The organism is Mesorhizobium sp. M1D.F.Ca.ET.231.01.1.1 (genome assembly GCF_003999155.2).
GTDB lineage: Bacteria > Pseudomonadota > Alphaproteobacteria > Rhizobiales > Rhizobiaceae > Mesorhizobium.
In genome coordinates, this window is sequence record NZ_RZOZ02000001.1 from 329009 (window position 1) to 346145 (window position 17137).

General features: G+C 61.8%; 25 protein-coding genes. 12 read left to right on the top strand and 13 right to left on the bottom strand.

Annotated features, from left to right (window positions below; genetic code table 11):
* The first annotated feature begins 82 nt into the window (after nucleotides 1-82).
* A complete protein-coding gene (locus tag EN874_RS01580; RefSeq protein ID WP_127428213.1) occupies nucleotides 83-1888 on the top strand; it encodes an ABC transporter ATP-binding protein in 1806 nt (601 codons plus the stop codon).
* Nucleotides 1889-1941: 53 nt separating this feature from the next.
* Here the strand turns inward: EN874_RS01580 and EN874_RS01585 are convergent, their stop codons facing one another.
* The 5 genes from EN874_RS01585 to EN874_RS01605 form a co-directional block, all read right to left on the bottom strand.
* Nucleotides 1942-2253: a PilZ domain-containing protein gene (locus EN874_RS01585; RefSeq protein WP_126088920.1), complete on the bottom strand. Its 312-nt coding sequence runs from the start codon at nucleotides 2251-2253 to the stop codon at nucleotides 1942-1944.
* Between the two features lie 106 nt (nucleotides 2254-2359).
* Nucleotides 2360-2848 (bottom strand): NUDIX hydrolase, encoded by a 489-nt coding sequence (locus EN874_RS01590; RefSeq protein WP_127428214.1) that lies wholly within the window; start codon nucleotides 2846-2848, stop codon nucleotides 2360-2362.
* Between the two features lie 205 nt (nucleotides 2849-3053).
* Entirely contained in the window at nucleotides 3054-3554 is a 501-nt protein-coding gene (gene gpt, locus EN874_RS01595; RefSeq protein ID WP_127428215.1) for a xanthine phosphoribosyltransferase, read from the bottom strand.
* A gap of 209 nt (nucleotides 3555-3763) precedes the next feature.
* Nucleotides 3764-4597 carry a universal stress protein gene (locus EN874_RS01600; RefSeq protein ID WP_127428240.1) on the bottom strand — a complete coding sequence of 278 codons (834 nt, stop codon included), beginning with the start codon at nucleotides 4595-4597 and terminating at the stop codon, nucleotides 3764-3766.
* A gap of 138 nt (nucleotides 4598-4735) precedes the next feature.
* Nucleotides 4736-5476 carry a competence/damage-inducible protein A gene (locus EN874_RS01605; RefSeq protein ID WP_127428216.1) on the bottom strand — a complete coding sequence of 247 codons (741 nt, stop codon included), beginning with the start codon at nucleotides 5474-5476 and terminating at the stop codon, nucleotides 4736-4738.
* Nucleotides 5477-5604: 128 nt separating this feature from the next.
* Here EN874_RS01605 and EN874_RS01610 point away from each other — a divergent pair, with 128 nt between their 5' ends.
* Nucleotides 5605-6579 (top strand): alpha/beta fold hydrolase, encoded by a 975-nt coding sequence (locus tag EN874_RS01610; protein WP_127428217.1) that lies wholly within the window; start codon nucleotides 5605-5607, stop codon nucleotides 6577-6579.
* A 7-nt stretch (nucleotides 6580-6586) separates the two neighbouring features.
* The gene (locus EN874_RS01615; protein ID WP_127428218.1) at nucleotides 6587-6871 is read left to right on the top strand and encodes a hypothetical protein; all 285 of its coding nucleotides are present in this window, start codon (nucleotides 6587-6589) and stop codon (nucleotides 6869-6871) included.
* 68 nt (nucleotides 6872-6939) lie between these two features.
* Here EN874_RS01615 and EN874_RS01620 read toward each other — a convergent pair whose 3' ends face one another.
* The 3 genes from EN874_RS01620 to EN874_RS01635 form a co-directional block, all read right to left on the bottom strand.
* Nucleotides 6940-7179: a DUF2188 domain-containing protein gene (locus EN874_RS01620; protein ID WP_127428219.1), complete on the bottom strand. Its 240-nt coding sequence runs from the start codon at nucleotides 7177-7179 to the stop codon at nucleotides 6940-6942.
* 127 nt (nucleotides 7180-7306) lie between these two features.
* Nucleotides 7307-7585: a DUF982 domain-containing protein gene (locus tag EN874_RS01630; RefSeq protein ID WP_127428221.1), complete on the bottom strand. Its 279-nt coding sequence runs from the start codon at nucleotides 7583-7585 to the stop codon at nucleotides 7307-7309.
* Between the two features lie 95 nt (nucleotides 7586-7680).
* Nucleotides 7681-8784 carry an NADH:flavin oxidoreductase/NADH oxidase gene (locus EN874_RS01635; protein ID WP_127428222.1) on the bottom strand — a complete coding sequence of 368 codons (1104 nt, stop codon included), beginning with the start codon at nucleotides 8782-8784 and terminating at the stop codon, nucleotides 7681-7683.
* 155 nt (nucleotides 8785-8939) lie between these two features.
* Between EN874_RS01635 and EN874_RS01640 the strand changes: the two genes are divergently transcribed.
* The 3 genes from EN874_RS01640 (at nucleotide 8940) to EN874_RS01655 (ending at nucleotide 11328) form a co-directional block, all read left to right on the top strand.
* Nucleotides 8940-9518 carry an NUDIX domain-containing protein gene (locus EN874_RS01640; protein WP_127428223.1) on the top strand — a complete coding sequence of 193 codons (579 nt, stop codon included), beginning with the start codon at nucleotides 8940-8942 and terminating at the stop codon, nucleotides 9516-9518.
* Nucleotides 9519-10551: 1033 nt separating this feature from the next.
* Nucleotides 10552-10746 carry a hypothetical protein gene (locus EN874_RS01650; RefSeq protein ID WP_127428225.1) on the top strand — a complete coding sequence of 65 codons (195 nt, stop codon included), beginning with the start codon at nucleotides 10552-10554 and terminating at the stop codon, nucleotides 10744-10746.
* A gap of 300 nt (nucleotides 10747-11046) precedes the next feature.
* Nucleotides 11047-11328: a hypothetical protein gene (locus tag EN874_RS01655; RefSeq protein WP_127428226.1), complete on the top strand. Its 282-nt coding sequence runs from the start codon at nucleotides 11047-11049 to the stop codon at nucleotides 11326-11328.
* A gap of 50 nt (nucleotides 11329-11378) precedes the next feature.
* Here the strand turns inward: EN874_RS01655 and EN874_RS01660 are convergent, their stop codons facing one another.
* Nucleotides 11379-11792, bottom strand: coding sequence for a hypothetical protein (locus EN874_RS01660; protein WP_127428227.1), 414 nt, complete (start codon nucleotides 11790-11792; stop codon nucleotides 11379-11381).
* Between the two features lie 207 nt (nucleotides 11793-11999).
* On the opposite strand from EN874_RS01660, the gene EN874_RS01665 reads away from it, so the two are divergent.
* Nucleotides 12000-12455, top strand: coding sequence for a thermonuclease family protein (locus EN874_RS01665; protein ID WP_135882189.1), 456 nt, complete (start codon nucleotides 12000-12002; stop codon nucleotides 12453-12455).
* Nucleotides 12456-12867: 412 nt separating this feature from the next.
* Here EN874_RS01665 and EN874_RS01675 read toward each other — a convergent pair whose 3' ends face one another.
* Together EN874_RS01675 and EN874_RS01680 are read right to left on the bottom strand one after the other, a co-directional pair.
* Nucleotides 12868-13152, bottom strand: coding sequence for a DUF982 domain-containing protein (locus EN874_RS01675; RefSeq protein ID WP_127423801.1), 285 nt, complete (start codon nucleotides 13150-13152; stop codon nucleotides 12868-12870).
* A 21-nt stretch (nucleotides 13153-13173) separates the two neighbouring features.
* Nucleotides 13174-13473 (bottom strand): DUF982 domain-containing protein, encoded by a 300-nt coding sequence (locus EN874_RS01680; RefSeq protein WP_127423802.1) that lies wholly within the window; start codon nucleotides 13471-13473, stop codon nucleotides 13174-13176.
* Nucleotides 13474-13762: 289 nt separating this feature from the next.
* Between EN874_RS01680 and EN874_RS01685 the strand changes: the two genes are divergently transcribed.
* Nucleotides 13763-14131 (top strand): hypothetical protein, encoded by a 369-nt coding sequence (locus tag EN874_RS01685; protein ID WP_127423803.1) that lies wholly within the window; start codon nucleotides 13763-13765, stop codon nucleotides 14129-14131.
* A gap of 496 nt (nucleotides 14132-14627) precedes the next feature.
* On the opposite strand, the gene EN874_RS01690 is transcribed toward EN874_RS01685, so the two are convergent.
* On the bottom strand, nucleotides 14628-14873 hold the full coding sequence (locus tag EN874_RS01690) for a helix-turn-helix transcriptional regulator (RefSeq protein ID WP_348631810.1): 246 nt from the start codon (nucleotides 14871-14873) through the stop codon (nucleotides 14628-14630).
* Nucleotides 14874-14949: 76 nt separating this feature from the next.
* Here EN874_RS01690 and EN874_RS01695 point away from each other — a divergent pair, with 76 nt between their 5' ends.
* From EN874_RS01695 to EN874_RS33545, 4 genes are all read left to right on the top strand, one after another.
* Nucleotides 14950-15393, top strand: a complete 444-nt coding sequence (locus tag EN874_RS01695; protein WP_127423805.1) for a hypothetical protein — start codon at nucleotides 14950-14952, stop codon at nucleotides 15391-15393.
* A complete protein-coding gene (locus tag EN874_RS01700; RefSeq protein WP_127423806.1) occupies nucleotides 15390-15647 on the top strand; it encodes a hypothetical protein in 258 nt (85 codons plus the stop codon). Before EN874_RS01695 ends, EN874_RS01700 begins: the two co-directional genes overlap by 4 nt.
* Entirely contained in the window at nucleotides 15644-15898 is a 255-nt protein-coding gene (locus tag EN874_RS01705; protein ID WP_127423807.1) for a hypothetical protein, read from the top strand. Before EN874_RS01700 ends, EN874_RS01705 begins: the two co-directional genes overlap by 4 nt.
* Before the next feature lie 131 nt (nucleotides 15899-16029).
* Nucleotides 16030-16290 carry a hypothetical protein gene (locus tag EN874_RS33545; protein WP_168247337.1) on the top strand — a complete coding sequence of 87 codons (261 nt, stop codon included), beginning with the start codon at nucleotides 16030-16032 and terminating at the stop codon, nucleotides 16288-16290.
* 289 nt (nucleotides 16291-16579) lie between these two features.
* Here the strand turns inward: EN874_RS33545 and EN874_RS33550 are convergent, their stop codons facing one another.
* Entirely contained in the window at nucleotides 16580-16753 is a 174-nt protein-coding gene (locus EN874_RS33550; RefSeq protein WP_168247338.1) for a hypothetical protein, read from the bottom strand.
* Nucleotides 16754-17137: the final 384 nt, after the last annotated feature.

Sequence of the window (17137 nt, forward strand, 5' to 3'; positions counted from 1 at the left end):
TCCCAGGCGCCAAAAGGCGCCGCCGCGGGTTTTCCAATTTTGACTTTACCGGGACCGGGCCTGTCTGCGCCCGGATGACATCATGGCTCGTTTCAAGGTCGATCTGCGCGCCAGCGCCTTCCGCAGCGTGCTCGGCTTCACCTTCAGTCACTGGTGCCGCCAGCCGTGGCGGCTGTCGCTCATCATGGGCGCATTCCTGCTCTCGACGCTCGCCGACGTGTTGACGCCGCTCTACTCCGGCCGCCTGGTCGACGCGGTCGCCAGCAGCGCAGGCGCCGACGAGGTGGCATGGCACGCTGCAACGACGGCGTTCTCCATCCTGATGGCACTGGCGTTGGCCGGCGTCGTGCTGCGCAATGTCGCCTTCATGTGGATCGTCGAACTGACGCTCAAGATGATGTCGGACATCGCCGCCGACGCCTTCCACCGCGTCCAGCGTTTTTCGACGGATTGGCACGCCAACAGCTTCGCCGGCTCGACCGTGCGCAAGATCACGCGCGGAATGTGGGCGCTCGACCTGCTCAACGACACGATCCTGATCGCGCTGCTGCCGTCGCTCGTCATGCTCGTCGGGTCGACGCTGCTGCTCGGTTGGTTCTGGCCGATGATGGGATTGGTGGTCGCCGTCGGCTCGGTGCTGTTCATCGCCGTCACCGCCATGCTGTCGCTCGGCTATGTCGCGCCGGCGGCACGCCTTGCCAACAGCTGGGACACGCGGCTCGGCGGGGCGCTGGCCGACGCGGTGAGCTGCAACGCGGTCGTGAAGGGTTTTGGCGCCGAGCTTCGCGAGGAAGCGCGGCTCGCCCGCGTGGTCGCCAAATGGCGCCTGCGCACGGGCCGCACCTGGGTGCGCGGCACGCTCAACGGCACCACGCAAGGCACGATGCTGCTCCTGATGAGGGCAGCCGTGATCGGCCTCGCGCTCATGCTCTGGACATGGGGCCAGGCGAGCGCCGGCGATATCGCCTTCGTGCTGACCTCGTTCTTCGTCCTGCAAGGCTATCTGCGCGATATCGGCACGCATATCCGCAACCTGCAGCGCTCGATCAATGACATGGAGGAACTGGTCGACTTCCAGTCGGAGCCGCTCGGCATCGAGGACCGGCCCGGCGCGGCGCCGATCCGGATCACCAAAGGCCGCATCGCGTTCGACAAGGTGACGTTCCACTACGGCAACCACCGGCTGCCGCTCTATCGCGACTTCTCGGTCGAGATCGCGGCGGGCGAACGCATCGGGCTCGTCGGGCATTCGGGATCGGGCAAGACGACTTTCGTCAAGCTGATCCAGCGCCTCTACGACGTGAATGCGGGCCGGATCCTGATCGACGGCCAGGATTTCGCACAAGTTGCGCAGGCATCGCTGCGCAGCCAGATCGCCATCGTCCAGCAGGAGCCGATCCTGTTCCACCGGTCGCTGGCCGAGAACATCGCCTATGCCAGGCCGGGCGCCACCCAGGCAGAGATCGAGCACGCGGCGAAACTCGCCAGCGCGCACGACTTCATCGCCAACCTGCCCAAGGGTTACGGAACCCTGGTCGGCGAACGCGGCGTGAAGCTGTCGGGCGGCGAGCGCCAGCGCGTGGCGATCGCGCGCGCCTTCCTGGCCGATGCGCGCATCCTGATCCTGGACGAGGCGACATCCAGCCTCGATTCCGAGTCGGAAGTGCTCATCCAAAAGGCGATGGAGCGGCTGATGGTAGGGCGCACGACCTTGGTCATCGCACACCGGCTCTCGACGGTCAGGGCGCTCGACCGGCTGCTGGTCTTCGATCGCGGCCGCATCGTCGAGGAAGGATCGCATGACGAGCTGATCCGGCTGAACGGCGGCATCTACCGGCGGTTGTTCGAGCGCCAGGCGCTGGAGCTGACCAAAGGCCTCGTCATGTGAGACGAAGGGCATCCGGCTTCGGGCGGGTGCCTTCCTGCCTCGCCGGCAGACTGTCAGCCGTAATGGAGCCTGGGCTTGGGCTCCGTGCCGGTGAACTTGACGCCGACGCGGTCATTGCGGCGCCAGCGGACTTCCGCCCGATAGGCCACGCCATCGAGCGGAACATAGAGCAGGAAATGATCGGGGACGCGCGATTCCGGCGCGACTTTCAGTTCGGCGCCTCCGGGGTTCTGATTGCGCACCGTGCAACTGACCTCGGAATTCTGGATGCTGGTGATGATCGTCCCACCCTTGAGCACGCGCTGGCGATGCTCGCGCCGGTGTTCGCCGGAGTTCTCTTCGAGTGGCTGCGTGGAGTTCGTCATCAATCGACGCCGTTAGCCGAATCGCCATTTCATCGGCAAGCAAATCATCGGTGCGCCAGCTCGGCAACGCGCGGTTTACCCACCAAGCGCACAAATAATTGATGACTCAGGCGAATTTGTGAGGGTCAGCGCAGAAATAGGCGATGATCTGGCAAAGATCGGGCTCGTTGACCATGCGGACGGCCTCGGCGGACCCGACCCATTTGCGGGTGCGCGCGCGCTTTTCCTTCCAGCGGTCGGCAACGCGGTCGACCCTGAGCGGGAATACCAGGACCTCGCAAGGCACTTCCTCGCCGGATGCCAGGACCTTGCCGTAGAAATAGCGGCCGGCTTCGAGATGCGAGACGGTGCCGCGCAATCCCGCTTCTTCGCCCGCTTCGCGGGCGGCGGCTTCGCATAAAGGCTCCCTGGCTTCCGGCCAGCCTTTCGGCAGCACCCAACGCCCGGTATCGCGGCTGGTGATCAGCATGATCTCGACGCCGTTCTCATTCTCGCGCCAAGGCAAGGCTGCAACCTGCAGGCGGCAAGGCGCCGTGCCGAAGAGTCTGCGGACTCTTTCGGCCATTTGGTTGTGCGTCGTCGGCCTCGTCAACATCGAAGAAGCTGCCCCAGCCTCCAGAATCGTTTGCCACCTTACGAAGGTTACGGCGAATTATGAGCTTTAAAAGTAAAAAACTTCACTCGTTCTGGAAAATCCCCCAGAAAAAGTCGATCTCACCAAGTAGTTGCGCCCATGAACCGCAATTCTACGGCAGGGGCGCGCCTTCGCGGCCTGTTTCTGTGGAAGATATGGCGACCACTCAACCGGCGTGATCGTCGGCGATCGGCTTCTGGTAGGTGAAGCCCATGTCCCACGGGAAGTAGATCCAGGTGTCCTGGCTGACCTCGGTGACGAATGTATCGACCAGAGGCCTGCCTTTCGGCTTGGCGTAGACGGTGGCGAAATGCGCCTTCGGCATCATGGCGCGCACGATACCGGCCGTCTTGCCGGTGTCGGTGAGGTCGTCGACGATGAGCACGCCGGCGCCGTCATCGGCAAGAAGCGAAGGGGAGATTTCCTTCAGCACCTGCAGCTGACCCTGGCTCGTGTAGTCGTGATAGGAGGCGACGCAAACCGTCTCGATGACGCGGATGCCAAGCTCGCGCGAAATGATGGCGGCCGGCACCAGGCCGCCCCGGGTGATGCAGACGATCGCCTTCCACTGGCCTTTGTTGGTGCCGGAAAGCCGCCAGGCGAGCGCGCGGGCATCGCGGTGGAACTGGTCCCAGGAGACCGGAAAGGCTTTTTCGGGAAGAGACATGGTTCACGCACTCCGCAAGCGCGCGCCTCGGCGCGCAGGAACATTGGAATGCAGGCGGAATTAGCCGGAAAGCGCCAGCCTTGGCAAGGTGGGATTCAGCGATGGCTGTGGACTCAAAGCACGCCACTTAAATCAGGGGTGCGCTTTACGTTTTTGATCCAAGCATGTCTCTTCACCCGAAAACCGGCGCCCACTTTCGGGAGACATGCTTATCTCGACAGGAAGACCGCTACGTTTGCCGTGCGCAGCACGGTGCGGGTGACGCCGCCGAACAGAAGCTGGCGCAGCCAGGAATGGCTGTAAGCGCCGAGCACCAGCAGATCGGCGCCGGATTCGGCAATCCTCTCGTGGATGAGGTCGTCGACTGAGGTTCCCCCCGATTTCTGCACGCAAACGCTGACATTGGCTCCGTGGCGCGACAAGGCAGCCGCGATCTCGGCACCTGCCGCCTCGGGAGCCTCGTCGAGCGTCTCCGGCGGATCGATGACGAGAATGTCGGTCTTGTCCGCCTCGCTGATGAAGGGGAGGGCGTCGAACGCGGCGCGCGCCGCCTCCTTGCTGCCGTTCCAGGCGAGCAGCACGCGCCTGAAGGTGGTGACAAGCGGCCCGGCATGCGGAACGACAAGAACCGGCCGGCCTGCGTCGTAGACCAGCGTGTCGACATCAGCGCCCGGATCGCCTCCGGTATCGCGCTGCGCGGCGATGATCAGGTCAGCCGCCCGCACGCTCGAAATGCCGGTCAGCGCGCTGTCGCCGGAGAAGCTTTCGAGGCTGCGCCACTCGAAGGACAGGTCGGAATCCTCAATGCGCCTGAGAAACACCGCCTGCAGCTTGTCGGCGCGCTCTTTGTTCATCTCGGCCGAGACCTGCAGGAATTCCGTGTCGGGGAAACCGGTTGCCGACGTATAGGGGACCGGAAGCGCTTCCGCATGGATGCCGACGAAGTGGCTCTCGAACCGCTCTGCAAGCGGGATGGCGCAGTCGAGCACGCGCTCTGCGTCCTGCTCGTTCTGGAGAATGGCGACGATGGTCTTGAAGCGCATGACCGGTCCCTCAGTTTGTCGGCGCAAGCGCGCCTCCGGCTCCCAAATTTGTCGGCGCAAGCGCGCCTCCGGCCATCAAATGGCCGGCACGAAGTGCCGTGCCAGAAACGTCGGCGCGCGCCTTCTGGTTCCGGGAGCTCAGCTCGCGGCCGACAGGCCCGCCACCAGGGCCTCGACGTCCTTGCGCGCGGCCTCGAGAGCCGCTTCGCTGCGGGCGCGCACCACGAGCTCGGTCCAGAACTTGCCGTCGCCATATTTCGGGTAGGAGCCGATGATGGTGTCTGGATGCCCCTTCTGGATGTCGGCCAGCGGTCCGCCGACTAGGCCTTCGCCGAACGGGCAATGCACCGTGGCCGACAGCATCCTGGTGCCGGTCTTCAGCGTCGGCACCACATTGTCGAGCATCGCCTGGAAGATCGACGGCACGCCCGCCATCACGTGAACGTTGCCGACGCGGAAGCCCGGCGCGATCGATACCGGATTGTCGATATGGTCGGCGCCGCGCGGCATCCGCGCCATGCGTTTGCGCGCCTCGGTGAACTCGAAGCCGCGTTGCGCATAGCTTGCTTCGAGCATGGCATAGGCCTTGGCATCGTATTCGCAAGGCACGCCGAAGGCCTTGGCTATCGAATCGGCGGTGATGTCGTCATGCGTGGGGCCGATGCCGCCGGTGGTGAAGACATAGCTGTAGTGGGCGCGCAGCGCGTTGACGGCGGCGACGATCTCGTCCTCCTCGTCGGGAACGATGCGCACTTCCTTCAGATCGACGCCGATCGCCGTCATGATATCGGCGAGATGGCCGATGTTCTTGTCCTTGGTACGGCCGGAGAGGATCTCGTCGCCGATCACGAGCATGGCGGCGGTAACGATTTCAGACATGGCTCACTCCGGCTGCAGGTCGCCTGAGATAACGCGGCGGCCGGCCGGCTGCAATGCGCAGGCGGGGCGGGCTCTTGTGGCAGATACGGTAGCGGGTAAGGTGCGCCGGTCCAGGCCGGGGTGCAAGGATGCTGATATCGGTTTTGTCGTGGCTGGTCGGCGGCCTGCTCGTTGCGGCGATTGTTGCCGTGCTCGGCTTCATGCTTGCGACATGGCGGATCGCGGCCAGGGCCGAAAGGCTGGTGCCGGCTTGCGGCAAGTTCGTCGAGATCGACGGCAACCGTATCCACTATGTCGAGGAAGGCGAGGGCAGGCCGATCATCTTCCTGCACGGCCTCGGCGCGCAGCTCCACCATTTCCGGCAGACGCTGTTCGGACGCTTCGGCGCCGGCTATCGGCTGATCGCGCTCGACCGGCCGGGCTCGGGATATTCGGTGCGGGCAGGCGGTGCGAGCGGCCGTCTGCCAGAGCAGGCGGAAGTGGTGCGGCGTTTCATCGAGCAACTCGGGCTGGAAAGGCCGCTGGTCGTCGGCCATTCGCTGGGCGGCGCCGTCGCGCTCGCGCTCGCGATCGAGCATCCGACGGCGATTTCCGGCATTGCGCTGCTCGCGCCGCTGACGCATCTGGAAGTAAGGGCGCGCCAGAAATTCGACCTGCTTTATGTTCCCTCGCGCCTGTGGCGCCGGGTCTTGGCCCGTACGGTAGCGATACCGGTCAGCCTGAAATATGCGGAACCGACGATGAAATTCATCTTCTCGCCGCAAGCCGTGCCCGGGGATTACATGATCGTCGGAGGCGGGTGGCTCGGTCTGCGGCCCGCCCATTTCCATGCGACCTCGACCGATTTCGTGGCGGTGGAAGAGGATCTGGGCCGCCTGGAACAGCGCTATGGCGAGATCGTGATGCCGGCCGGCATTCTGTTCGGCGCCGATGACCGGGTCATCGGCATCGCGGCGCATGGCGATCCGATGCCGGGCAGGATCAAGCAGCTCGACTTCGAACGGGTTCAGGGGCTCGGGCACATGCCGCAATTCGTGGAGCCGGAACGGGTGGTCGCTTTCATTCAGCGCGTAGCCGAACGTGCATTCGCCGGTATCACCTGAATATCCGATGCTTGTGAAAGCTCTTGCAACATCCGCGCTCGTGCTGGGCATGGCAACCTCGGCAATGGCGCAATCCTCGGACATGTGGTCGTGGTGGCACCATGATCGCCCGGTCCCGAACGAACGGGTGCCAGTCGATCCTTACACCACCGGCAGCATCCGCTCCGACAGCGAGGCCACGGGCCTCAACAGCCTTGGCAATCACGGTCCTGTCGGCCCATGTGCTTCCAACACTTCCGGGCCCGATGCCAATGCCGGGATGAACGTCAACGATCAGTATTGCGGCAAGTAATCGACGCCTCCGTCGGCGGCCGACATGGAGGCAGGGGCATGGTCGGTCGCGGCGCGGATATCAAAACACTAGTCGGAGACCTCGGTCTGCGGCCGGTCGCGGCCATCGGCCAGTTCGTCATGCCAGACACCCTCGGAATCCTCATACTGGATACCGTCCGTGGCGCCAGCGATCTGCTGCTCTGCCGAGGCAATCTCGGCGGCGCGCAGCGCGTCCTGGTGCGTGGGAAATGTTTCCGAGAAAGTTGAGCCGACCTTGTAGGCCCAACCGCCGTCATGCTCGACAATTTTGTACGTCAGTTTCGCCATAGAATCCTCCGGTCGAGAAACCCTAGCCTGCTAGAGCAGTTCGGCGTCTGCCGGAATCGCCGACCTGCTCTAATTGTTTTCACGCAATTCCGGACGGAGAACCGCTTCACACTTCTCCTGCAATTGCTCAGTGCAGCTTTCCGTCGGGCAACCTGTCTTCAGGAACCAGCACCTCCGATTCCCTGGCAGCCTCTACCAGGGCGCGGCGTGCGTCCGCTGTCGAACGATAACCTTCCAGCGCCTTGAGGCAAGTGTCGAGAGCATCACGATGCCGCTGTCCGCGATTGAGCGGCCAAACGGTCATCAGGCACTCGGCGGCTTCGCGGGTGCTGCTTATTTGGCGATATTTGCCGACATGGCCGAGCTCGACCACCACCGGCTTTTCAAACGGCTTGCTGTCTGTCATGGCCGCCAACGCAAAACGGCCAATTTGGTTGCAATCGTGGCGGGACCCCTGCGCCCAAAGGTCTCAGCCCCTGCGCCAACTGTGGAAACAGCCGCTCAGCCGGCCGCCTTCATCCAGTGCTGCATCGTCGTCAGCGAGCGCGCCAGCTGCGGCGCCGGACGGATTTCCTCGCCGAACGTCGCCGCCGCGCGCCAGCCCCAGCGCGGATCGGCGAGGAAGGCGCGCGCCAGCGCCACCATGTCGGCGCGGCCATCGGCCAGAATCGCCTCGGCCTGCCTGGGGTCGTCGATCAGGCCCACGGCGCGCGTCGGGATGTCGGCGCCCCTGCGCACCGCTTCCGCCAGATGCACCTGGTAGCCGGGACCGCCGGGCAGCTTCTGCAATGGCGAATTGCCGCCGCTTGAACAGCAGAGATAGGCGACGCCTTCCGCCTTCAGCGCCTTGGCCACTTCGATCGCCTCTTCGACGTCGAAGCCGCCATCGACCCATTCCTTCACTGAAAGGCGCCCGCCGAGCATCAGGTCCGGTGCGGCCTTCTTGACCGCCCTGGCGATTTCGACGGCGAAACGCATGCGGTTTTCCAGCGAGCCGCCCCAGCGGTCGGTGCGCTGGTTGGAGAGCGGCGACAAGAACTGGAAGATCAGGTAGCCGTGAGCGGTATGCAGCTCGATGAAGTCGAAGCCGGCGCGCGCGGCCCGCGCCGCCGCCTCGGCGAAACGTTTGATGACTTGCTGGATCTCTCCCTCGTCGAGCGCATGCGGTACATTCCACCCGGTGTCATAGGCAATGGCCGAGGCCGAAACAGTCTGCCAGGGATCCTCGCCGGGCTGCAGGGGGCCGCCGCCTTCCCAAGGCTTCCTGTTGGAGGCCTTGCGGCCGGCATGGGCGAGTTGGACGCCGAATTTGGTGCCGGGAGCTGCGACGCGCCTGGCGGCATCGAGCGTGCGCTTGGCCGCCGCCTCGTTGTCATCGGAATAGAGACCAAGGCAGTCATGCGAGATGCGGCCGCGCCGCTCGACGTCGGTCATCTCGACGGTCACCATGCCGGCGCCGGAGATGGCGAGGTTCATCCAGTGGTGGAGGTGCCAGTCGCTGGCGGAACCGTCCTCGGCCGAATATTGGCACATCGGCGCCACCGCGATGCGGTTGGGGAAGGTGAGGCCGCCGAGGGTGATCGGCTGGAAAAGCGATGACGACATGAAACGGGCTCCTGGGAGAGATACCGCTATCTAGGCAGCCGTGGCACTTCGCGCCAGACACGAGCCGGTGAAAGTCTTGCTGGACCAGTCGGTTTCCAGGATTGCGCGGGGGCACCTGTTCGCCGATAACGCTTGCCGGCAGCACGGAGTTCAACATGGAAGATCGCGTCCGGATCCGCTCTGAAGAAGTCCTGTCCGACGACTGGGCGGTGCTCAAGAAGACGGTGCTCGACTATCGGCGCCGCGACGGGCGTTGGGAAACGCAGACCCGCCAGACCTACGACCGCGGCGACGGCGCGGTGATCCTGCCTTTCGATCCGCAGCGCTCGACGGTGCTTCTGGTGCGGCAGTTCCGCTATCCGGCCTATGTCACCGGCCATCGCGAGCCGCTCATCGAGGCCTGCGCCGGCCTGCTCGACGAAAACGATCCGGAAACCTGCATCCGCAAGGAAGCGGAAGAGGAGCTCGGCTACCGGCTGAAGAACGTCGAGCGGCTGTTCGCGCCCTATATGAGCCCCGGCTCCGTGACGGAGCGGCTCTGGTTCTTCACCGCGCGCTATTCGCCGGCCGACCGCATCTCCGACGGCGGCGGAGCGCCGGAGGAGGGCGAGGACATCGAGGTTCTGGAAATGCCGCTCGACGAGGCGCTGGCCGGCATTGCCGACGGCCGCATCGTCGATGCCAAGACCATCATCCTGGTCCAGCATCTGAAGCTCAATCCGATCAAGGCTTGAGTGCCCGTCCTCCGTCACCAAGGCTGCGCAGGGCATGCCATATAACGAAGGATGGCCGCCACCCGAAGCTCGAGTGCGGGAACCCATAGGAAGGGATCGAGACGCTGACGCAATCATCCGTGACGCGCCGGCGCACAGTCGCTGCGATGGCGACCTCATCTCCGATGCGAAAGCCCTTTTGCCATGCCGATACAATGCTGGCGCCGCGTAATAGGTTCGCAAGCATCGGCTAATATGTTCGAGCGGGCTGGGAGACGTTTGCGCGCGGTCCCTGGTGCTCTGAGGGTATTCTCGATACCGACCTTTTGCAGCTTCCAGTACAACTTTCAGCCTGAAGATTAGCTATTGCTAATGTGCTATGCAGGCTGCGAGGGGATTTCCATGACGCAGTCAAAGCGGTATTTCGCATTGACGTGGCTCGCACTGCTCGGCAATGCCGATGCCCACGATTGGTATACGGGTAAGTCAGACCCAGTTCTCCAGCATGATTGCTGCGGGGGCAAAGACTGTCACCCGATCGATTCAAGCTACGTCAGGATGACAAAGGACGGCTATTTCGTGCGGCCGCCACGCCCATTCTACTTGAACGAACCCCAGGAGCCGGAGTGGTTTATTCCCAGAGAGCGTGTCCAGACTTCGCCAGATGATCGCTATCACATTTGCGAGCGCCTGTTGACGTTCTATCGGCCGTTGACCCCACACATGAATTTCGAGGCCTATCACAGTTTTAGGTGGACCTGTTTTTTCGCCCCGCCAGGCACAAGTTCAGTCGGCCAAAAATAGGACAACAAAACAGATGCCCGTCACCCCAGGCAACGGGATGGCGGGCACCTATTCACTCTCTCATGCCGCCGAACGAAGGGACAGATGCTCGCCGGCTCTGTCAAATGATGCATCGGGCAAGTTGTTTCACTGTAGGGACCAATACGCCTGCCTATACGACTTCAGTCGTGCGACAGAACCAACCAGAGTGATTGCCAGGTAGGGCAAGGCGCCTATATCCGAAGCGTTTGGAAGCTGGGGAAGCGGCTTCATGCCTGGGGCGCGAAGAGAGATCATCGATTGGTGGCGCAACAAGCTGGCCGACGACAAGCAGCTTCTGGCCGACATCGAGGCTGGACGCAGGTCGGCGGATGAGATCCACACCGCTTACCTCAGGTGGATGATCCCGCAAATGGAGGCCATCATTCGGAGCGTCGAGCGCGATTGGCATCCCGACCAGGCCTGACAGGGCGGCCGCCCATCGCTGGCTCTTCCGCCTCGTCAAGAGGACCGGCAGAATCCGATAACCCGCCGCTGGGTGTGCCCCCACACCCGCGCGGCGGGCTAAGGTGACCGGCGCCTTTTCTCGTGGGGGAGAATTGCCTGAGCCCTGGCGCCGGCCTGGCGAACCATGGTCCGCCGCATATGCAAGATAGCTAATCTCTACCTCAAAAGGACATGGCGTGATCGCGTACCTCTTGGCAATCGGCCAGAGATCAGGAATATAATCCTCACCGGTGCGGCGACCTCATTTTCGGAGATCGCCATGACGATGAAATTTCACTTCACGGAAGATACGCTCGGCAGGAAGCTCGAAGCCGGCACCGGCCTTTCGGTCGACTGTCTCACATGCAAGCGGAAAGTTACCCTCGATGTCGCCGAGCTAGTGAAGCGGCTCGGGCCGGATCATGGGGCGATGCATTGGGATCTGATCAAGGTGATTTACTGCCACGAGTGCCGCGCCGCCGGCCGCGACCATCGCGATCTGCAATTCACCAACCATGCGGTGACGCCGGACAAGCGGAAGGGCTGGACGCCATGCCCCTAGCGGCCCGCGCCCTTTGGCTGCCGCCCCTATGCGCCTTTTGCTCTAGATTCCTAGTCGTAGATGATCTGGCTCCGAAATCCATCTTGAGTGATGAAGGAGATGTGGCGCCGATCCCGATCAAACTCACATGAGCCGATTGAGCGACCTGGAACACGCGCCCTGTTGCGAGTCTCGAACTCGATCATAACTGTCAGCGGATCAGCTTGCTCCGTCGCGTCGAGATGCCTGTAGGTCATTCCCGCGCGGCCGATCTGCATGAGCATTCGCAGAAGGAACTCACAACGTGCGATTGGGGTTAGGGCGGGCGGATCCGAACGAGCAGGTGAGAGCATCAACGCATAGGCGCACAGAGCGGCCAGCAAAGGGCTCGCAGCGATCCCGACCATATCGCGCTGCCTGTAGCGCCAGACCGCGCTGGCGAGCATCACAAGGCCGATCGCGGCGATGTAGAGCGGGACCAGCATTCTCCTAGTTCATCCTGCAGGTCCAATTTTTCGCAAGGTAAGCTGTGATTTCGTCCGTCTCGTCGGGCGCACGCATCTCGGGCAGCGCAGCGCTTTCGAGCATTTTGGCCGACGGCATTGACTGCACCAGGCTGAGCTGGACGCGCGAATGCGGTTGCTAATATATGATGGCCCGCCACCCGGCCGCCATGTTAATTTAGACAGACAATGGTGAAGCTCTTTTTGATCGCGTTCGCCTTCATGCTCACCTGTGGCCCCGTGTCGGCAGTAGAGCATTGGTTTGCTCATGACGGCGACACGCTGTGGCATGACAAGAAACGAGTTCAGTTGCTCGGTATCGATGCCCCCGAACTTTCGCAGCCGTGTTTTGATGCCGCTGACAAGATCTGGCCGTGCGGCAGGTATGCGCGTGACCACATTCGCCATCTCATAGCCTCGGGGGATGTATCCTGCATCATCGAAGGCAAGGACCGCTATGACAACGATGTCGGCGTCTGCTTCGTGGGAGGCATCGATCTCGGACGCGACCTCGTGAAACACGGATTGGCGGTAGCCGACACTCGATACCTTGCCGAAGAGCGCGAAGCCCGCATTGCCAAACGTAACTTATGGGCAGGGACCTTTATCGATCCAGGCGAATATAGACGGGGTGGACGCCCATAGCTGCCGCAGCGCGTCGCCGGCAGCCTCGATGGCAGCCGCGAGACGGCCGCGTAAACCACCTACGGGGCGAGGAAGACCTGCGTCATGCCTCGCTGCAGGATTTCCGAGGAGGAAAGGTCCCCCTTAAGGGGCGGTCACGTGCTTCGACGCTCCGCACCATCTAGTCTTTTAGCGGCAAGATACATCAGCGCCGAAGCGGCCCGTCTCCTCTCCCACCCGGCGGCTTCGGCTCGATCCAACAGATCATCCAGATGGGATGCTAAAGCATCCTGGCAATCGTTATCGTATCGCGCCGCGTTTGGCTCAAGGGACGGGGATTTAATCGCAAGTTCATTTGCCATCGAAATTGCTCGGTCGGGTGGAAATAGCTTTAGAGCATGGTCGAGGCGGCGTTGGCCGCCGCCTCACCAGTTTAGACATGCGAGGACCGCGCCTTCCAATTAGGAGGCGGCATATTTCCGTCCTCGATAAGTATATCCTTCTTGCGGGCAAAGGCGGCAAAGATTCCCCTGGCCGTCTCCGCGTCGATGTCTCCGACCAGTGCCGCTTTGCACGCACGGATGGCAGCTTTCTGCTCGGGACTGTTGCCGCACCAATCGGTGGCAAACTGGTATGCGTCAACCACGGTGTTGAGCTGACGGGGAAATCCCATCCCGACCCAAACTCGGATTGGATTTTCGAACGGCTTTGAAAGCATCGCGACCTCCATCGCGAGACTTCAAGCAGCCAGCCCGCCGCGGCCGCCGACGCTGGCCATCCATGGCGGCGGTGCGCTTACTTCTTCAAGAATCTTGGCTGCTTTTGCGAAACCGCAGAAAGCGTCTCTCGCAGCGTTTCGCGGATAATCGCTGTCGAATGCCTTTTGGCAGGCTCGCAGCGCCGTGTCGTAGATCGGGCCGCGCCGACTTTTCGGCCATTCGTAGAGAAATTCCAGGGCGTCCTCGATGCATGCGATCTCCTGGATTAGGCTGCTTCCGCTCTTTACGAAAACAGGGCTGTCGAACATCCGGTCGTTCATAGGGTCCTCCAAATCGAACGAACAATTGAGTGTTAGGAGAGCCGAGACCTACAGCGGTGTCCCCGGCCCAGCGGCGATATGGGTTTGAGGATTTTTGTCGTCAAGAGTATTCTCGAACCTTGATGGGCTTACGCGTGGACCCCGCTTGAGCAAGCCCGGTCCCTGTGTCCCTTCTCCCCCGACGGCGGACTTTTTTCCGCTGCAATGTTCTCTGTTCGTTCTTGGCGAATGTCAGGAGCCGATCTATATCCGGACTCGGATGGGGCGACCTCATTTCCTGGAGATCGCCATGACGATGAAATTCCCCTTCGTAGAAGACACGCTCGGCAAGAAGCTCGAAGCCGGCACAGGCCTGTCGGTCTATTGCCTCACATGCCAACGGACGGCTGCCCTGGACGTAGCCACGCTGGTCAAGCGGCTCGGGCCCCATGGGTGCCTGCACTGGGATCTGGTGAAGGTGATCTTCTGCCACGAGTGCCGAGCGGCCGGCCGAGACGACAGGAATCTGCAATTCACACGCCAGACAGGCGAAAGGGCTGGACGCCTTGTCCGTGAGTCCCTTCAGGATCGCAAGGCGCTTCGGCGGTATAGGAACCGATCGTCACGTGTTCCGCATCTCTTTCGCCTCGTTCAACAAATTGGCGAGGGCATCTCTTAACTCTGCGGACGCATGGTCGGACATGACGGGGTCGACATTATCGAACGTGTTTTGCTCGGCCAATCGAGGCTATGCCGCTCGATCTTCTCTATGTCGTCTTCAGAGACGTTATGCAACATAAGGAGCGAATTGTAGACGTGCATGACCATGTATTCGATGGCCAGCAATCGGGCCTCTTGGCGAACTAGATCGGTGTTCATGTTTCCGTCTCCGCGCGGGGTCGGCAGCGCCTTTTTGTGCAGCTTCTACCACCAGCCTAAGCTGCGACCTGCCTCAGCACACGCCGCCAAGGCACCGAGACAGGTTGCTATCGTTGCAACTGTGGCAAGGCCGCGCTCGAATCCGGCAAGCTTTCTTTCGGTTACGAGCTTCTGCCCATCCCAATAGAGTTCGCTCGTTTTAGGATCTACGCCGATGTGAGCAAGCCCCTCCATGCTTATTATTTTGACGTGCTTCGGCCAATGCGGAGGCGGAGTGCTTTCGGAATGAGTTTGGGTCATTTCTTCAGCCTCACCCCGGCACCGCCGCCATTCTCAGGGATGAACTCGACACCGGCCGCAGTTAGCGTCTCCTGAAGCCGGGCCAACGTCGTGGCATAGGGCGCTCGCTTGCCTGCCTCGAAGTCGGCGATCGTTGCTCGACCAACTTCAGCCTTCTCGGCTAAATCCTGTTGCGACCATCCTATGAGACCCCGCGCGGCCCTCAACTGCCCTGCTGTAACTGTCATTCGCTCCAACTTCATTCAAATTGTATTGACTTAGCGCCGAAGTCATTTAATTTGCATGATGTTACAGCAACCACGCTCTAGGAGCAACATCATGCCGAACACCCATGTTCCGGCAGCCGGCGAAGCTATGCCCGCTGCCGAGGGAATGCAGATCATCACCGGGAGGTTTTCCCGCCGCGCCATGCTGATTGGCGCGGCCTCTGTCCCGACCGTAGCGGGCGCGGTAGCGCTTCCGATGCCATTGCCGGCATCCGACCCGCTGGCCGATCTGATCGCTGAGTATTACGCCAAGGCGGATGAATTCGCGGCCATCCCCGACGAGCTGATAACGCGGGAGAATGAGGACACTCTCGTCGATGCGACCTACGGGCCGGCCAGGTACCGTCTCTGGAAAGACACGCCGCAGCCGACAACATTGCGTGGTGTGGCAGAAGCTTTGCGTTACGCCATCCGAGAGGACGGGTTTATTGACCATGTGGCCGAAAACGTCATTAAGGCATCGCTGGCCTTCCTCGATCGGGAGGCGGGCCTATGACCGCAGACACGGAAGCTCTCTACGATCTGGAATCCTTGGTCTGCGATAGCGACGACATGATCGACGTCCTAGCCGATTTGCTGGAAAACGCTTTTCGCGCAAAAAGCACTGAGGGCCGAAACGTCGTTCTCACGGCCGGTGAGGCGAACCGCTTGCTCTACATCGGCTACAAGGCCGCCGAGTTCTCCCTAAAGCTACGCAAGACCTTCTACAGCAAGATTGAGGCCGAGCCGTTGCAGGCGGTGCAGCCATGAGCGACCTTATCGAACCAGCCGTCGTGCTTGATACCTTCGTGCAGGGCGTGGGACGCGTTGAGGAGATCGCGGCCAATCTGTTCCGGATTTCCTACTATACGAACCAGCGCGGCTATGACGGCAGCCAGGAACGCGTATGCGTGGCCAAGTTTATCGTAACGGCCGAGACGATGAAGGCCATGGCAGCCGATACGTTCGGCCGACAAGGGGCGCGGCGGCTGACCGGCGAGACGCATTCTGCGATGAACTAAAGCTCCCCTTCGGACACTTGAAGGCCCGGCTGCTTCGGTGGCCGGGCTATTCCTTGTGCGGAACAATGTACCTGACAGTGTCGCCGCCATGCGTAACCGTAACTGTCGTGTAGCCGGCTGGCAGGGAGCCCGTGACAGTCGGATCGATCACCTTGCATCGGCCGATCATTCTTCCGCTGGCGTCGCCAGCGAGTTCAGCTGCCAACGAGGAACGGCATTCGCCGAGCGATGCGAACACCCGTGGCGCCGTATTGACCGGTTTACAGATAGACGCATCGCCTGGGCCGCACAAAAGCAAAACCATGACCGCTGCTGTAGCCGGATCCATGCTGGAAGGCTCCTTCGTGGAGCTTAAAACGCTGGCGAAATCGCTTTGTTTCACATTTTGCTAAAATACGAGGAAGCGCCCGGTGGCCTCGCTTCATGGCCCCTCTCAGTTTTCTGGAACAAACAGCGCGTCTGGCCGGTTTTCAGCGGGAAAGGAGCGCGCGCGAATGCAGAACCAACGGGACAAGCGTCCCTTGCCGAAGCAAAAGCCGACAAAGGACGATCCCGCCGACCCCGATCATTGCTCGCCAGAGCCCGACCATGTCGATCCGGCACCGCGAGACGTGCGAGAGGCTCCGGCACCAAATCCAAATGGCGACAAGAAATCCTAGGCCGCTACTCAGGTGGCTGCGCTTATTTTTTGAGAGGCGTGCCAAGCCCGAGCCGCACGCGTTCGTTGTTGGCAAAGGTTTTGGCCTCTGACTGAGAACCGAAGCCCTTGATGCTGACCGTGCCGTCCTCGATGACGCGCACATAATGCCTATTTTCTAGTTCCTCGATCTCGACTGAAGTTCTCCACGTATTCATCGGCGTCGTCCGGCGGTGGGGTTTCGCGTCCCTCTAACCTACCCAACATCGCGGCCGGGGAATGTGTTCCAATTAACGGTTACCTAGTTTTCGCTGCATCTGTGAGGCCCGACGGCTTTGGCTTCCGGGGCCTTCCGGTGTCTAGTGGCAGAAAAGTCACGCGGCTCTAATATGCGGCGCTTCAACTAGGGCGCGCTTATTATCCATCTTAGCGAGGCGTACCGTCCTGCCGGCGAGGGGCCACTGGAGCGCTCGCTGCGGCAACGTAGCGGGCGCTTCCTATCGCGCGATGGCGATCCAGGCGTCAGCACATCGGCTTCGGCTACCGGGCTTCATTCGGGCTCGTAATCTTCGGGCCGCATCAGTTTCGGCGTTAAAAACCAG

Coding starts and splice junctions, on each gene's coding strand:
- EN874_RS01680 (WP_127423802.1), bottom strand. CDS start 13,473: ATGAACGACCGGATGTTCGACAGCCCTGTTTTCGTAAAGAGCGGAAGC.
- EN874_RS01690 (WP_348631810.1), bottom strand. CDS start 14,873: ATGAAGTTGGAGCGAATGACAGTTACAGCAGGGCAGTTGAGGGCCGCG.
- EN874_RS01665 (WP_135882189.1), top strand. CDS start 12,000: ATGGTGAAGCTCTTTTTGATCGCGTTCGCCTTCATGCTCACCTGTGGC.
- EN874_RS01650 (WP_127428225.1), top strand. CDS start 10,552: ATGCCTGGGGCGCGAAGAGAGATCATCGATTGGTGGCGCAACAAGCTG.
- EN874_RS01635 (WP_127428222.1), bottom strand. CDS start 8,784: ATGTCGTCATCGCTTTTCCAGCCGATCACCCTCGGCGGCCTCACCTTC.
- gpt (WP_127428215.1), bottom strand. CDS start 3,554: ATGTCTCTTCCCGAAAAAGCCTTTCCGGTCTCCTGGGACCAGTTCCAC.
- EN874_RS33550 (WP_168247338.1), bottom strand. CDS start 16,753: ATGAATACGTGGAGAACTTCAGTCGAGATCGAGGAACTAGAAAATAGG.
- EN874_RS01585 (WP_126088920.1), bottom strand. CDS start 2,253: ATGACGAACTCCACGCAGCCACTCGAAGAGAACTCCGGCGAACACCGG.
- EN874_RS01695 (WP_127423805.1), top strand. CDS start 14,950: ATGCCGAACACCCATGTTCCGGCAGCCGGCGAAGCTATGCCCGCTGCC.
- EN874_RS01580 (WP_127428213.1), top strand. CDS start 83: ATGGCTCGTTTCAAGGTCGATCTGCGCGCCAGCGCCTTCCGCAGCGTG.
- EN874_RS01615 (WP_127428218.1), top strand. CDS start 6,587: ATGCTTGTGAAAGCTCTTGCAACATCCGCGCTCGTGCTGGGCATGGCA.
- EN874_RS01590 (WP_127428214.1), bottom strand. CDS start 2,848: ATGTTGACGAGGCCGACGACGCACAACCAAATGGCCGAAAGAGTCCGC.
- EN874_RS01620 (WP_127428219.1), bottom strand. CDS start 7,179: ATGGCGAAACTGACGTACAAAATTGTCGAGCATGACGGCGGTTGGGCC.
- EN874_RS01705 (WP_127423807.1), top strand. CDS start 15,644: ATGAGCGACCTTATCGAACCAGCCGTCGTGCTTGATACCTTCGTGCAG.
- EN874_RS01600 (WP_127428240.1), bottom strand. CDS start 4,597: ATGCGCTTCAAGACCATCGTCGCCATTCTCCAGAACGAGCAGGACGCA.
- EN874_RS01630 (WP_127428221.1), bottom strand. CDS start 7,585: ATGACAGACAGCAAGCCGTTTGAAAAGCCGGTGGTGGTCGAGCTCGGC.
- EN874_RS01675 (WP_127423801.1), bottom strand. CDS start 13,152: ATGCTTTCAAAGCCGTTCGAAAATCCAATCCGAGTTTGGGTCGGGATG.
- EN874_RS01700 (WP_127423806.1), top strand. CDS start 15,390: ATGACCGCAGACACGGAAGCTCTCTACGATCTGGAATCCTTGGTCTGC.
- EN874_RS01660 (WP_127428227.1), bottom strand. CDS start 11,792: ATGCTGGTCCCGCTCTACATCGCCGCGATCGGCCTTGTGATGCTCGCC.
- EN874_RS01610 (WP_127428217.1), top strand. CDS start 5,605: ATGCTGATATCGGTTTTGTCGTGGCTGGTCGGCGGCCTGCTCGTTGCG.
- EN874_RS01640 (WP_127428223.1), top strand. CDS start 8,940: ATGGAAGATCGCGTCCGGATCCGCTCTGAAGAAGTCCTGTCCGACGAC.
- EN874_RS01685 (WP_127423803.1), top strand. CDS start 13,763: ATGACGATGAAATTCCCCTTCGTAGAAGACACGCTCGGCAAGAAGCTC.
- EN874_RS01605 (WP_127428216.1), bottom strand. CDS start 5,476: ATGTCTGAAATCGTTACCGCCGCCATGCTCGTGATCGGCGACGAGATC.
- EN874_RS01655 (WP_127428226.1), top strand. CDS start 11,047: ATGACGATGAAATTTCACTTCACGGAAGATACGCTCGGCAGGAAGCTC.